Below are 13,809 nucleotides of genomic sequence, written 5' to 3'. Positions count from 1 at the left end.
TATTATCAATAATAACAATTTTATCAACATCAAGAAATGTTTTTTGTGTTGTTTTGCCATGAAAAACGCATAAAATATTTGGTGTCGTATAATTTTGTCACCCCTATTCTTTTTTACCCTCTATTCCTTTTTAACACTATGCTTTTTTACCTCCATGCTCAGTAAACACCCAGGCGTCTTTTTAGCTGCTGCCGGTTTCTTGCTTGCTATGACTGGCAAGGCTGCTGACATGGCAGGCAATGCAGTTGCAACCCCGTTCGCACAAAGCCAGCAATTGCAGCACCTCGCCAGCAAACACCAGGTCTGCACGGCAGCGCTGGTGTATATCCACAATCAACAGATACAAGAGCCGCTGTTTGCCAAGGGCTGTGAAGATGCTGTGATGCCTGACGCCAGCAGCATTTTTCAGGCAGCATCCCTTTCCAAACCGCTGTTTGCCTATGCGGTGCTGAAGCTGGCTGCGCAGGGCAAGCTGGCGCTGGATGAGCCGCTGATGCAATACCTGCCGCAGGGTTACCAGCATCTGACAAAACCGGGAGAAGTGAACAGCCCGCGTGAGCCATTCACTGACCCTCGCCTGCAAAAAGTCACGGCGCGCATGGTCTTGCAGCACACGGCAGGCTTACCCAACTGGGCAAGCGGCAAGCTGGCATTTGAATCAGAACCGGGCACACGATGGCAATATTCTGGCGAAGGCTATCTGTTGTTGCAGGCGGCTATTGAATCCATCACCGGCATGGGATTGCAGGCCTGGATGCAACAAGCCGTATTTGCGCCACTGGGCATGCAGCACAGCAGTTATGAACCACCTAAAGAATGGCAGAACCAGCTCGTCGCTGGCAGCCTGCAAGGCAAACCACTGCCCTTGCGCCCGGCGCGCAAAGCGGTCGCTGCGGCCAGTCTGCACACCAGCATTGGCGACTATGCGCGTTTTGTGCAGGCGGTATTAAAAGATACTGATCTGCAAAAGCAAATATTCGACCACCCCGTCATGGCAGACCAGCGCAGCAACACGGAATGGGGTCTGGGCTGGGGTGTGGGGCATACCAGCACAGCAGACCGCGCGCGCCTGCTCTGGCACTGGGGTAACAACTATGGCTACCGCGCCTTTGTGATTGTCGCCCCGGCAACGGGCGACGCCATGATATTGTTAACCGGCAGCGACCAAGGCCTGAAGCTGGCGCAGGCATTGACGGCAAATGTCATCCCCGGCCAGCTTGAGCTTTTCCAGTTCCCCATGCTGGGGCTGAAGCCTGGTTTTTTATGTCAGGCCCTTAGCATCTGCTGACCATGCACTGATGGAGCTTATGCATCGCCAGCCGCAATGAACTCATCAATGATGGCAAAAGTTTTTGCAGGCTGCTCCAGATGTGGCAAGTGGCCCGCCAACGGCACCGGGGCAAAGCGGCTGTAGGCAAAGGTAGCGGCAAACGCTTGTCCATAGGCAGTGGTGACTACCCTGTCGCTCTGACCCCACACCACCAGTGCCGGAATGTTGATTTGCTGCAGGCGGGCGCGCAAATGCGGGTCATGCATGAAGGGCGCACCGGCAATTACACGCATGGTCGCCATGTTGGCACGCTGCATGGCTTGTTGTTCCACAGGCAGGCTGGCAGGGTCAATAAAGAATTTGTCAGGATCATGAAAGGCATGCTCAGCCAGGCCGCGCGGGCCAAGCAAAAAGGGATCAGCAATAGGCTCGCCATCAACATGAATGCCGACGGCATTCAGCAGCACCAGACGATCAATGCGCTGCTTGCCGCCATCAGCCGCATCATGCAAAGCCATTTCTGACGCGATCCAGCCACCTATCGATGAACCGATGATGACGACGTTGCGCAGGTCCAGCTTATCCAGCAGGGCCAGATAGGCCTTGGCGACATCAGCGACAGTCTGTATATCGTCTGGGCGGGCAGTGCCATTCCAGCCCGGGTGGGTGGGCAGGATGCTCAGTGCACTTGCAGATACATGACGGGCTATGCCAGCCACCGTGACGGTGCCACCGCCGCCGTGCAAGATCAATACTGGCCGCCCCTGGCCTGCCTGTGCATAAGTAATCGAAAGGCCGGAGCTCAGCTCTGCAATATGGGTTTCTGGTGCGTATGACATGGTGAATACTCCGAAAGCAAAATGATGATCGTATGAAGCGACTTAATTATAAACACATTTATAAACATATTTATATAAACATGATTATATAAATTGATTTATATCAGTATATTTACATTTATGCTAGACTGGCCGCATGCTAAATCACCTCCAACACCTGGGCCGTGCCGTCAAGCAAGCCCAATACCGACAACACCGCGCACTCGAAACTGCCCTCGTTGCGGCAGGCAGCACACTGGCACAATGGGATGCCCTGCGCGCCATAGGCCGCATGCCAGGCGCATCATCGCATGACCTGGCCCTTGCCACCTTCCAGACTGACCAGGCCTTTGGCACCCTGGCCAACCGTCTCGTCGCCCAGAGTCTGATAGAGCGCCGGCCCGGCGAAGGACGACGGATAGAACACTACCTCAACGAACAAGGTGAACGCATGCTCGCCACCGCCAACAAGATCGCCATGCAGGTGCTGACGGACAAGTTTGCCGTACTCAGTGCGACAGAGCAAAAACAATTGCTAAAGCTGTTGAACAAGCTGGTTGAGGCGGAAGATACCGGTCTGGAGTAATTTGCAACGAGTTCATCGCAAAACGGCAGTGCGATACAGCAAGCCGCAAAACATCCACCAGCCTGTATCAGATCAGGCAAAAAGCGCATCAAAACCAGCAGATGGTTGATGATAATGATTGCATATTTGCAACACATCCGCTGCTACCATGCCCGCCCCCGCTATATGCCGCGAGAACATGCCCAGAACAGGAAAAAATCAGCTTTTCCCTATGACAAAGCACCCTGCCGCAGCCAGACAAGGTCATGCAAAGTGATAAAAGGGGCAAATAAAATAGCGTGCTCATCAGCAATTTCAATTAACTATTTGATAAATAGTTGATATATTTACTTAAAAGCAACATAATGCAGTAAAGTTGCTTTTTTGGATATATCATTATCTTGATACCAGCAGAGACTACTATGCAAAACCTTATCCCTACCGTTGGTGCAGCAAAAGACGTCTCCAATACAGACCAGTTGCTCGGTGCCTGGGCGCATGGCTGGACGATTTCGCGTGGCACTGATGCCCCCATCCCGCTGGCTGACTTTGGCTACCGCATACAGGTGGGTCTGCCCGGTCATCTGGAGCGCTATGTCTTGCAGGGGCATGTCCTGAGTGCCATACAAAAACTCGCGCAGGAGCTCGATACGCCAGACACCTGGCTCAAGGTGTGCGCACCGCACAGCAGCGTCGCTGGTATCCTGCCCCCGCGCTGGAAGGTCAAACCACTTGAATATTTGATGAGCAAGTCCATCGCCCCGACGGCGGTCACCATGCCTGCGGCTTATCACATCAGTCTCATTGAAGATGGCGATGCCGTCACCGCCCGCGCCTGCAGCAACGAAGGCCACCATGCCGCTACCGGCCGCATGGCCATCTACAAGCAATACGCCGTGTTTGACCAGATCGTCACCGAACCCGCGCACCGCCGCCGTGGCCTGGCCTTTGCCATCATGCAAAGCCTGGTCAACCATGCGTGCAGCAAAGCGGCATCAACCGGTATTCTGGTGGCGACCGATGAAGGCCGTGCGCTCTACACCGCCATGGGCTGGACGCTGGCTTCTGAAATGACGGCGGCTGTGCTGTTGGAATAAATTGGGCATAAGAATGGACTTAAGGCTTTGCCTGCACATGACATGCAGGCGCGCAATGCAAAGCCTTAAAGATAACTGACCACTACTGGCGGCGTATCCCAGTTATCGTTGATGCCATCGACATAGCTTATCGGTGCCGCCGCCAGTTCTGCAATGCTGGCATCATCAAGACAGCTCACGCTGACGCCATAGAATTTGCCACGCCGGGGTGAATGGGCAATGCCAAACGGACGCACGCCGCACTGCTTGCAAAAAAAATGTTGCTCGTTCTTTGCGCCAAATTGATATTCACTGAGTTCAGATTCACCTGCCAGCAGCCGAAAAGATTCAGGTTTTACTACTGTTGCCCAGCAACGTATCTTCAGGCAAAAACTGCAATTACAACGCATGCTGCCATCGGCCAGATCGATGTCCGCTTCAAAACGTATGGCCTTGCAATGGCAACTGCCGTGATAGGTTTTCATGATGTTTTATTTGTGTAGGTGGCCTGTTATTGTACACAGACTTTATTGAAGTGCAGTTCATTAGTACACGGTTATAATCTGTCTGCTATCCACCATGGAGACTCTTATCATGCCAGCCTTTAACCAGGTCACTTTAGACAGCCCCCGCCTGCAGCTGCGCGCCCTGTGCATAGACGATGCCGCCGCTATCCTGCGCATGCGCTCCAAAGCCAAGGTCATGCGCTACATGACCACCGCACCATGGACAGAACTTACCCAGGCCACTGGCATGGTAGAGCGCGATCAGGCCGCCATGATCAGGGGAGACCTGCTGCGCCTGGCCTTAATACGCAAGACAGACAAGGTCTTTCTGGGTAGTTGCATCCTGTTCCATTTTGATCAAGGCTGCCGCCGCGCCGAGATCGGCTACGACATGGACGAAACTTACTGGGGCCAGGGCTACATGAATGAAGCGCTGGTGACCCTGCTCAATTACGGCTTCAATGAATTACACCTCAACCGCATCGACGCCGACATCCACCCGGACAATATCAACTCTGCCCGTTCGCTCGAAAGACTGGGCTTCATCCGCGAAGGCTATCTGCGCGAACGCTGGATCATCGACGACGTGGTGTCGGATTCGGCGATTTATGGCTTGCTGCATAGTGATTGGGTAAAGCGGGGTGAGGCATCCTAGAATACCTGGTGCGTTTCAAATCTGCTCAACTGCTCCATACAAAATTACCGGGATGCTCAAATCATCGGCGTAAAGCACCGTATAAGATCACCACATGCCAGGAGAAATATCTGTGCCGTGCATCACGCAGACTCGGTGCGTTGCAACCCACCGCATGGATGGCCGATTGTCTGCGCATCTATTGATGCGATAAGAGACGATCACATCCCGCGGGAAATATCTGCGCCGTACACCACGCACACATGCGGCACATTGCAAAGCGCTCTACGCTTATCCTTTTACGAACATCACGGTGCAACTCACGGATGCTCACTCGCCGCCTTCAGGGCAATTAGCAAATAGTGATGCACATGTTTGTCGCTGATATCCAGTTCAGAAGTCAGTTTGATATGGCGACGATACTTGCCCTCTCCCTCGAATTTCTTGTATTTATCAGGCAGGGACGCACCCATGCCAAATTCCAGGGTCACATGGTGTTTATAAGAAAAAACACCGCAAAATGACCTCGCCGCAGAAAACAGCAAGCCGCCGTATTTGACGTCTTCACTCACGCCTTCATCGAGTTGCAAGATCATTTTCCGCAAGCTTTGCACCAGTGCATAATTTTCTTCATTAAGCATGCGTATGTCTTGCAGCAGTTTGTTGATTCTTTCTGTACTCATGGGGTCTGCTCCTTTTTTCATGCGCAGTGTCATGATTGCTGCAATTGGTGTACGTGGTGCAAACGGTGCGCACGGCGCACCCTACAAAAAATTGCAGCGTGCAGGACTGTCTTGACGACATCTTCCTTCATTTTTTAGTTTTTCCAGACTGGCCCCGCAGCAGCGTCATCAGCTTGTCAGAAATAAGCCTGGGTTTTTCATTACTATCATTGTAGCTTGCACAGCCCTCAGGCAATAGCTGCTCCCTGCTCTTGCCTGCAATTGAAAAATACAGTTGATCACCATCACACCGCAAACGCGCCCTGACCTGGCGGGTGGATTTTTTGCGCACCTCGGCGACCCAGCAGGCATCTGCGCAGCCGCTGGAATGATAGGCCAGCAATTCGCCGCTTACCGGCCAATCAAGGGCGTATTCCCCGGTGCCGCCAGATGCCCGGGCAATAGCGCTGCATATGAGCATTGCTATCAGGCCGGCATTTATAAGATGGCGTAAAGTGTTGGTCATCACGGAAAGTGAAAGCACATTAAAATCAAAATTCAGTTTTGTACCGCTGGTAGTTTGCCTATGTATCTCCATGGCGACAACACTTTACTTACCCCACATCTTCACGACCAGTGTAAGCAGCTTAAGTGTTATGTAATACTGATTGTTGCATGCTTGAATGTCAATCGCCATTGCCACCTTGAGGTATCGATCAAGCCTTTTGAATACGCAGAAATAAACCAGGCCAGGTCGGCAAGTGAGATAGCCCTGTACAGCAGTTAGCGCAAGGCAAACATGTGTTTGTATAATTTTTCACTGTCTGGTGTGTGCTTGCGCTTCAGTTTCGGTATATGCCAGCCTGCCCGTTACTTTGGGCATTTATTATATTTTGCAACAAAGTGCAAAGTGTATAGGGAAAGTAAAAGCTTTATTGCAGTATGGGCTGATGCAACACCGGATTTTACCAGCGAACGCAAACCCGGGTTTTTTGCATGGCATACCTTGCCCCGCTGCTTCACCGTCCTCAGGAGATTTGAATGAACAAAGACTTATCCCGCGCCCTGATCATACTCGGCGTCTTGCTGGCCTTGGGCATGTCGGCTGCGGCTTTTATTTTTGGCATGCAGACCAGGCACATAGGTGCGGGCAAGCAGAGTATCTCGGTCAAGGGTTTGGCAGAAAAACCCGTGCAAGCTGATTATGCCGAGTGGCGCATAGGGGTGACGGTAGTTGCGCCCAGCTTTGCGGAAGCATTGGCCAAGTTGCGCAAATCACGCCCTGTGCTTGATGAATTTCTGGGCAAGCAAGGCTTTGAAAAAACTGCACTGAAAGAATCAGAAGAAGCGGTGGAAGCCAACATGGTCGTTGAAGAATTGCCAGAAGGCCGCAGCCGCCAGGTACAGCGCGGCTACAAGGCCACGCAAAGCATACTGGTGACATCCAAGGACTTGACCAAGGTAACGAACGTCAGCCGCGCAGCCCTGCAACTTGAAGCTGACGGCCAGCCAGTATTCCACAGTGCGCCACAATACCTGGTGTCAAAGCTTGAAGACATCAAGATGTCACTGATAGGTGCGGCCACCGAAAACGCCAACAAGCGCGCCTCCGAATTTGCCAGATATGGCTCAGTCAAAGTAGGCAGTATGCGCTCTGCCTCGCAAGGGGCGTTTTATATCCTGCCAGTTGGCACGGAAACCAGCTCGGAAGAATACGGCGGTACCTATGACAAGACCACGATAGACAAGGTGGCGCGGGTGGTAGTGACGATAGAATATGGGATAGAGCGTTGATCAAAAATCATACCGGATATGATAATGTGCAGGGTGCGTTGTAAGGCATCGTCTTTCCTGATTAATTACTAGCATCTCGAATGTCGGGACATGGTGCGCCCGGCGCACCGTAAGGGTTACAGCAATCGGCAGGGTGCGCCGTGCGCACCGTCTTTGTTGTCAAATTCCGTGTATGCGACATAGTTGAAAAACCTGATTTGCGCAGACATCCGGTGATCTGACAAGACTGTTCAGCCCAACAATCAACATGCATAATGCCCTCTCACCAAGGACACCTATCATGAAGAACTGGCTATTCCTGGCTATCGCCATTGTTTCAGAAACCATCGCCACATCCGCCCTCAAGTCCAGCGAAGGTTTCTCGCGGCTTGCGCCTTCGGTACTTGTCGTAGCGGGATATGCGCTGGCATTCTACTTCTTGTCGCTGACGCTGAAAGTCATCCCGGTAGGCATTGCTTACGCTGTCTGGTCGGGCATAGGCATCGTGCTGATTACCGCTGCAGGTTGGTTCATGTTCGGGCAAAAGCTGGATATGCCAGCTTTCATAGGAATGGCACTGATCATTGCTGGCGTTATTGTGATGAATGTGTTTTCCAGTTCTGCCCAACATTAATATTGAAGCACGCAATCATGTCCAATACCCCCATCAATGCCCTCTTCGTCTGCAGCCGCAACCAGTGGCGCAGCCCAACTGCCGAACAGGTTTGGCGCAAACACCCCATGGTACGCGCCCGCTCTGGCGGCACCAGCCCTAACGCCCGCCACCCAGTCTCTGCCGCTGACATAGAGTGGGCGGAAGTCATCTTTGTCATGGAAGAAAAACACAAGTCACGCCTGATGGCCAGCTACCGCAACCTCATCGGTCACAAGCCTGTGCATGTGCTCGACATTCCGGATGAATACAAGTATATGGATGCAGAGCTGGTAGAACAATTACAACAAGCTATAGGCGATATTCTGGATTTGAACTGATTTTTTATAGGATTTACGCTCCCCGACCCAAAGCTTGCAGCTTACCGTACTTCCTGATTCGTCATACCCGCGCAGGCGGGTATCCATGTCTGATCGGCCCCATCTGTATTATTACGCAAGAGGTTGATCAACGATGGATTCCCGCTAAAAGCACGCGGGAATGACGGCTTGAGGTGCATTGTATGAATTGCGCTCATTATGCTCATTATGCTCATTATGCTCATTGCTATCCGATGCATGGCCGACGCAAAAACTGTCAAGACCAATTTTGCGTAAGCCCTATTTCAATTATTTTCAATTATTTTTGAATAGGCCGAATCCTTTTGCAGGAACGCATGCTCTTTGTCATTGTCAAGACCAACAAGGAGGACATCATGTTTCATTTCAACACAAACCTGCCAGTCTGGGAACGTGCCCTACGCATCATCGGCGGCCTTTTGCTGTTCTGGCTGGCATACAGTGGTCAAGTTGGCGGCATGCTGAACTGGGCAGTCATCGCCAGCGCTGTCACCATGCTCATGACCGCTTTTGTCGGCTTTTGTCCTGCCTGTGCCATACTGGCTAACTACAACAGTAGGAAATAGAGTGCCTTCCACTTGCGCGACGACCATGACTGTGTTGCAAATGCTCGTGATAGCTTGCTATCACTGTGCTTTGCGCCTTGTCCTGATCGCCGGGCAAGCGTCTTTCACTTCTATCTCCTACTGTTACAGTCCGCCAGGGCGCAAATACCTGGATAACTGAGATGAGCCTGTCCCGCCCTCAATTACTGGAAGCCGCCCGGCAAGGTGATGGCAAAGCCATTGCCGCATTGCTGGAAGTCTGCCAGCCCGACCTCAAGCGCTTTGCCCGCCGCACTTGCTCAAATGCCGAGGATGCTGAAGACGCGGTGCAAATGGCCTTGTGGTCGCTGTACCGCAAGGTAGGCGCGTTACGCTGTGCGGCGACCTTTGCCACCTGGATGTTCCGCATCGTTGAACGTGAGTGTTACCGCCTGTTCCGCATCAAGAAATACCACGAAGCCCTGGATGAGCTCAATGAACACGACATGCCCATGGCCAACATGGTGCCGACTGACTTGCGCATGGACCTGGTACGCGCGATGGAAAGGCTGTCACCTCCTTACCGCGAAGTGCTGATATTGCGTGACGTGCATGAACTGACCGCCCGCGAAGTCGCTGTCCAGTTAGGCCTGAGCCTTGAAGCTGTCAAAAGCCGCCTGCACCGCGCCCGTGCACAGGTGCGTGAGCAATTACTCAAAAGCGGTTACTGGCTCAAGGATGGTGCACCCGAGGTTGCCGAAGCCGCCGGGGTTACCGGAGTGGCTGAACGCGATGGAGGCGATCATGTTTTGTAGCTCGTCTGTGACAGTGCATTTGCTGCGCGGTCTTGGTGCGCTGGCCCTGGTGATCGCCGCTTTCTTGCTTGAACCTCTGGGCATGATCTGGTCAGGCCTGGCACTCATAGCTGCATTTTTGCTGATGCGCGGCTGCCCCATGTGCTGGATGATGGGTTTGATTGAGACTTTGTATGAGAGGCGGAAGAAAAAATTATCGTAGGTTGGGCCGCCCCTCGTAGGTTGGGCTACGCTTTACCAGCCCAACACTCGGCGCGTAAATAACGTATACGTATATCAAAAGCCCAGTGTTGTGCTGGTGAAGCGTAGCGTAGCCTAGCGAGGCCCGGCCCAACCTACGCGTTTACGCCCGCCTCTAGAGCTTCCCCTCCAACCCAATTCTGGCACTTGTGATAACTCCCTGAATCATGGATACTTGACTCACTCCTACCCCACAGTGAGGCTATCCATGACATCCGATCAGGCAAGCTCAGGCACGACTGCGCAGTTGAAACCTACGCTGGGCAGCCTGCAATTGTGGGGTATTGCGGTGGGGCTGGTCATCTCGGGTGAATATTTTGGCTGGAGTTATGGCTGGGCTTCTGCAGGCACTTTGGGTTTTACGGTCACGGCGCTGTTCATAGCGACGATGTACACCAGCTTTATCTTCAGTTTTACTGAACTGACCACGGCCATACCGCATGCGGGTGGGCCGTTTGCATATAGCAGGCGGGCGTTTGGGCCTCTCGGTGGTTTTTTTGCCGGTGCGGCTACCCTCATCGAATTTGTGTTTGCGCCGCCCGCCATTGCGTTGGCGATAGGTGCTTATCTGAATGTGCAATTTCCAGAAATCAATCCCAAGACGGCGGCGGTGGGGGCGTATATCGTCTTCATGGCGCTGAATATCATAGGCATACAAATCGCCGCCAATTTTGAGCTGGCTGTCACCTTGCTAGCGATCTTTGAATTGCTGGTGTTCATGGGTGTGGTATCGCCAGGGTTTAGCATGTCCAATTTCACCAAGGGTGGCTGGGCCGGGCAGGATCATTTCAGCACAGCCTCGTTGCCCGGCATGTTTGCGGCTATCCCATTTGCGATCTGGTTCTTTTTGGCGATAGAGGGCGTGGCGATGGCGGCAGAGGAATCGCGCAACCCGCAACGTTCGATACCCATCGCCTACATAGGCGGCATCATCACCCTGGTGGTGCTGGCGATAGGCGTCATGGTGTTTGCTGGCGGCGTGGGCGACTGGACCAAGCTGTCGAATATCAACGACCCGCTGCCGCAGGCGATGAAGCTGGTAGTCGGCAATAACAGCAACTGGCTGCACATGCTGGTGTGGCTGGGTCTGTTCGGTTTGATCGCTTCTTTTCACGGCATCATACTTGGTTATTCACGCCAGATATTTGCACTGGCGCGTGAGAATTACCTGCCGCATTTTTTTGCCAAAATCCACCCACGCTTCAAGACGCCGCATCGCGCCATTCTGGCAGGTGGTGCCATTGGAATCGCTGCAATTTATAGCGATGAACTGATCAAGATAGGTGGTCAAAGCCTGACGGCGAATATACTCACGATGAGCGTGTTTGGCGCGCTGTTGATGTATATCGTCAGCATGCTGGCCCTGTTCAAACTGCGCCGTAGCGAACCAGATACCGTGCGGCCATTCCGCGCACCGTTCTATCCTTATTCACCAGCGTTTGCGCTGATCAGCGCCTGCATCTGCATGGTCACCATGATTTATTATAATCTGTTGATCTTCGGGATTTTTTGTCTGTTCATGGCAGTGGCTTATGTCTATCATACAATGACGGCGAGCAAGCGTTCGCCCATGCAAAATGAAGAAGACAGCAATCCCTTGACGACGGAAACCGCAGCAAGATGATCATGAAGGCAGCACAATTTAGCCACATCGCCGGCACGCGCACTTACCAGTTCCGCGACCTTAAAGACTTGCTGGCCAAAGCCACGCCCTTGCGCTCTGGCGACTTGCTGGCGGGTGTAGCCGCAAGCACGGCAGAAGAGCGCGTGGTGGCGCAAATGTGCCTGGCAGACCTACCGTTAAAAACATTTCTCAATGATGTACTGGTGCCTTATGAAAGTGATGAAGTCACCCGGCTCATCATTGATGAACATGATGCGACTGCCTTTACCACGATCAGTCATTTAAGCGTGGGAGATTTTCGTAACTGGTTGTTGTCAGATGCGGCAGATACTGCAACGCTGACTGCACTGGCACCAGGCATCACGCCAGAAATGGCGGCCGCCGTTAGCAAGCTCATGCGCGTGCAGGATTTGATTTTAGTGGCAAAGAAGTGCCGCGTCGTCACGGCATTTCGCAATACCCTGGGGCTGGAAAACCGCATCGCAACACGCCTGCAACCTAACCACCCTACTGACGATACGACAGGCATCGCTGCCAGCATACTTGATGGTCTCTTGTACGGTAGTGGTGATGCCGTGATAGGCATCAATCCCGCCAGCGACAATGTGCCGCAAGTCATCAAGCTGCTGCATATGCTGGACGCCATCATAGAACAGTATGCGATACCGACCCAGTCTTGCGTGCTCACGCATGTGACCAATACCATGGCGGCGATAGAGCGAGGTGCACCGGTCGATCTGGTGTTCCAGTCGATAGCAGGCACCGAGGCGGCCAATAGCAGCTTTGGCATCAACCTGGCATTACTCGCAGAAGCACGCAGTGCCGCCCTGTCACTGGGGCGCGGCACGGTGGGCCAGAATGTCATGTACTTTGAAACAGGCCAGGGCAGTGCCTTGTCAGCGAACGCACATCATGGCATGGACCAGCAAACCTGTGAGGCGCGTGCCTATGCCGTGGCGCGCAAATTCCAGCCTTTGCTGGTGAATTCTGTGGTCGGTTTTATCGGCCCTGAATATCTTTACGATGGCAAGCAAATCATACGCGCTGGCCTCGAAGACCATTTCTGCGCCAAGCTGCTGGGCCTGCCCATGGGTTGCGATGTCTGCTACACCAACCATGCCGAGGCTGACCAGGATGACATGGACATCCTGCTGACTTCACTCGCCACCGCAGGCTGCAATTTCATCATGGGTGTGCCAGGTTCGGACGATATCATGCTCAATTACCAGAGCACGTCTTTTCATGATGCCCTGTATTTGCGGCGTGTGCTGGGCCTGCAGGCAGCACCTGAATTTGAAGCCTGGTTGAAGCAAATGGAGATATACAGACACGATGATCAGCACGATGAGCAATTGCAATTACATGATGCCTTGCCACAGGGTTTTGCACCTGCGCTGAGAAGACTGACATGAGCGCAGCCAAGCCCCCTGTCCATGCCAACCCATGGCAAGCCTTGCGCAAGTTCACCCAGGCCCGCATTGCCCTGGGCCGCGCCGGTGTCAGCGTACCCACGGGTGCGCAACTGGCTTTCCAGCTTGCCCATGCACAGGCTCGTGATGCCGTGCATCAGGCGCTGGATATCGAAGTACTAGCGCAGGCTTTGCAAGCTGCTGGATATGCGAGCCTGCATGTCAACAGCGCAGCGCATGACCGCAATACCTATTTGCAACGGCCAGACCTTGGCCGCAGACTGAATGAAGAGGCACGGCAGCATCTGGGGCAATTGTCCTCCCCAGCCAGCAATCTCGCCATCGTCATTGCTGATGGTTTATCTGCGCCTGCGGTTGCGCAAAATGCCCTACCCTTACTAGCAAGTTTGCAGGCCCGACTCACGCCGGACAACTGGAGCCTGACACCCATCGTCATCGCCACCCAGGCCAGAGTTGCGATAGGAGATGAAACAGGCGAGCTGCTGAATGCAAGCGCTGTACTGGTGCTCATCGGCGAGCGCCCCGGTTTAAGTTCACCCGACAGCATGGGAGCCTACCTGAGCTGGGCACCGCAACCAGGTTTGACTGACGCTGCACGCAATTGCATCTCCAACATACGGCCCGATGGCCTCAGTTACGATACCGCCGCTTACAAGCTGCATTATTTGCTGACAGAAGCACGTAAGAGAGGACTAACCGGAGTGGCACTGAAGGATGAAACAGACGCACCTGTTCAGGTTGGCAACCAGGCCGTGTCGAATTTCTTGCTGGAAAAGTAGGATGTACCATGCGCACCGCTTCGCGCATATATAATACTGACGTAACAATACAGCGGTGCGCACGGCGCACCCTACCCGTTGT

Annotated in this window: 17 protein-coding genes; 13 read left to right on the top strand and 4 right to left on the bottom strand. The window is 53.3% G+C overall.

The features are described 5' to 3' along the window. The first annotated feature begins 154 nt into the window (after nucleotides 1-154). The gene (locus ACO0LG_RS16530; protein ID WP_423028264.1) at nucleotides 155-1,288 is read left to right on the top strand and encodes a serine hydrolase domain-containing protein; all 1,134 of its coding nucleotides are present in this window, start codon (nucleotides 155-157) and stop codon (nucleotides 1,286-1,288) included. A 17-nt stretch (nucleotides 1,289-1,305) separates the two neighbouring features. Here ACO0LG_RS16530 and ACO0LG_RS16525 read toward each other — a convergent pair whose 3' ends face one another. Next, nucleotides 1,306-2,109, bottom strand: a complete 804-nt coding sequence (locus ACO0LG_RS16525; protein WP_423028262.1) for an alpha/beta fold hydrolase — start codon at nucleotides 2,107-2,109, stop codon at nucleotides 1,306-1,308. 136 nt (nucleotides 2,110-2,245) lie between these two features. Here ACO0LG_RS16525 and ACO0LG_RS16520 point away from each other — a divergent pair, with 136 nt between their 5' ends. Together ACO0LG_RS16520 and ACO0LG_RS16515 are read left to right on the top strand one after the other, a co-directional pair. Beyond that, complete coding sequence (locus ACO0LG_RS16520; protein WP_423028260.1) at nucleotides 2,246-2,674, top strand: MarR family winged helix-turn-helix transcriptional regulator; 429 nt, start codon at nucleotides 2,246-2,248, stop codon at nucleotides 2,672-2,674. A 401-nt stretch (nucleotides 2,675-3,075) separates the two neighbouring features. Continuing rightward, nucleotides 3,076-3,750, top strand: coding sequence for a GNAT family N-acetyltransferase (locus tag ACO0LG_RS16515; protein ID WP_423028258.1), 675 nt, complete (start codon nucleotides 3,076-3,078; stop codon nucleotides 3,748-3,750). A gap of 65 nt (nucleotides 3,751-3,815) precedes the next feature. Here ACO0LG_RS16515 and ACO0LG_RS16510 read toward each other — a convergent pair whose 3' ends face one another. Further along, nucleotides 3,816-4,214 (bottom strand): GFA family protein, encoded by a 399-nt coding sequence (locus ACO0LG_RS16510; RefSeq protein WP_423028256.1) that lies wholly within the window; start codon nucleotides 4,212-4,214, stop codon nucleotides 3,816-3,818. A 109-nt stretch (nucleotides 4,215-4,323) separates the two neighbouring features. Here ACO0LG_RS16510 and ACO0LG_RS16505 point away from each other — a divergent pair, with 109 nt between their 5' ends. Continuing rightward, a complete protein-coding gene (locus ACO0LG_RS16505; protein ID WP_423028254.1) occupies nucleotides 4,324-4,890 on the top strand; it encodes a GNAT family N-acetyltransferase in 567 nt (188 codons plus the stop codon). A 299-nt stretch (nucleotides 4,891-5,189) separates the two neighbouring features. Here the strand turns inward: ACO0LG_RS16505 and ACO0LG_RS16500 are convergent, their stop codons facing one another. Together ACO0LG_RS16500 and ACO0LG_RS16495 are read right to left on the bottom strand one after the other, a co-directional pair. After that, the gene (locus ACO0LG_RS16500; RefSeq protein ID WP_423028252.1) at nucleotides 5,190-5,552 is read right to left on the bottom strand and encodes a DUF1801 domain-containing protein; all 363 of its coding nucleotides are present in this window, start codon (nucleotides 5,550-5,552) and stop codon (nucleotides 5,190-5,192) included. 127 nt (nucleotides 5,553-5,679) lie between these two features. Beyond that, the gene (locus tag ACO0LG_RS16495) at nucleotides 5,680-6,012 is read right to left on the bottom strand and encodes a hypothetical protein (RefSeq protein ID WP_423028250.1); all 333 of its coding nucleotides are present in this window, start codon (nucleotides 6,010-6,012) and stop codon (nucleotides 5,680-5,682) included. Nucleotides 6,013-6,572: 560 nt separating this feature from the next. Here ACO0LG_RS16495 and ACO0LG_RS16490 point away from each other — a divergent pair. From ACO0LG_RS16490 to eutC, 9 genes are all read left to right on the top strand, one after another. Further along, on the top strand, nucleotides 6,573-7,325 hold the full coding sequence (locus tag ACO0LG_RS16490) for an SIMPL domain-containing protein (protein WP_423028248.1): 753 nt from the start codon (nucleotides 6,573-6,575) through the stop codon (nucleotides 7,323-7,325). Between the two features lie 280 nt (nucleotides 7,326-7,605). After that, on the top strand, nucleotides 7,606-7,938 hold the full coding sequence (locus ACO0LG_RS16485) for a DMT family transporter (RefSeq protein ID WP_423028246.1): 333 nt from the start codon (nucleotides 7,606-7,608) through the stop codon (nucleotides 7,936-7,938). Nucleotides 7,939-7,955: 17 nt separating this feature from the next. Next, a complete protein-coding gene (locus tag ACO0LG_RS16480) occupies nucleotides 7,956-8,297 on the top strand; it encodes a low molecular weight protein tyrosine phosphatase family protein (protein ID WP_423028244.1) in 342 nt (113 codons plus the stop codon). Nucleotides 8,298-8,671: 374 nt separating this feature from the next. After that, a complete protein-coding gene (locus tag ACO0LG_RS16475; protein ID WP_423028242.1) occupies nucleotides 8,672-8,881 on the top strand; it encodes a YgaP family membrane protein in 210 nt (69 codons plus the stop codon). Between the two features lie 161 nt (nucleotides 8,882-9,042). Continuing rightward, complete coding sequence (locus tag ACO0LG_RS16470) at nucleotides 9,043-9,654, top strand: RNA polymerase sigma factor (protein ID WP_423028240.1); 612 nt, start codon at nucleotides 9,043-9,045, stop codon at nucleotides 9,652-9,654. After that, the gene (locus ACO0LG_RS16465; RefSeq protein ID WP_423028238.1) at nucleotides 9,644-9,856 is read left to right on the top strand and encodes a hypothetical protein; all 213 of its coding nucleotides are present in this window, start codon (nucleotides 9,644-9,646) and stop codon (nucleotides 9,854-9,856) included. The genes ACO0LG_RS16470 and ACO0LG_RS16465 overlap by 11 nt, the downstream gene beginning before the upstream one ends. Before the next feature lie 246 nt (nucleotides 9,857-10,102). After that, nucleotides 10,103-11,518, top strand: a complete 1,416-nt coding sequence (gene eat / locus ACO0LG_RS16460; RefSeq protein ID WP_423028237.1) for an ethanolamine permease — start codon at nucleotides 10,103-10,105, stop codon at nucleotides 11,516-11,518. Nucleotides 11,519-11,520: 2 nt separating this feature from the next. Beyond that, nucleotides 11,521-12,930, top strand: a complete 1,410-nt coding sequence (locus tag ACO0LG_RS16455) for an ethanolamine ammonia-lyase subunit EutB (protein ID WP_423028235.1) — start codon at nucleotides 11,521-11,523, stop codon at nucleotides 12,928-12,930. Beyond that, nucleotides 12,927-13,727, top strand: coding sequence for an ethanolamine ammonia-lyase subunit EutC (eutC, locus tag ACO0LG_RS16450; RefSeq protein WP_423028233.1), 801 nt, complete (start codon nucleotides 12,927-12,929; stop codon nucleotides 13,725-13,727). The genes ACO0LG_RS16455 and eutC overlap by 4 nt, the downstream gene beginning before the upstream one ends. Nucleotides 13,728-13,809: the final 82 nt, after the last annotated feature.

This window comes from Undibacterium sp. Ji42W, assembly GCF_049340405.1.
Lineage (GTDB): Bacteria > Pseudomonadota > Gammaproteobacteria > Burkholderiales > Burkholderiaceae_D > Undibacterium.
This window is presented reverse-complemented; position numbering and strand designations above follow the sequence as displayed.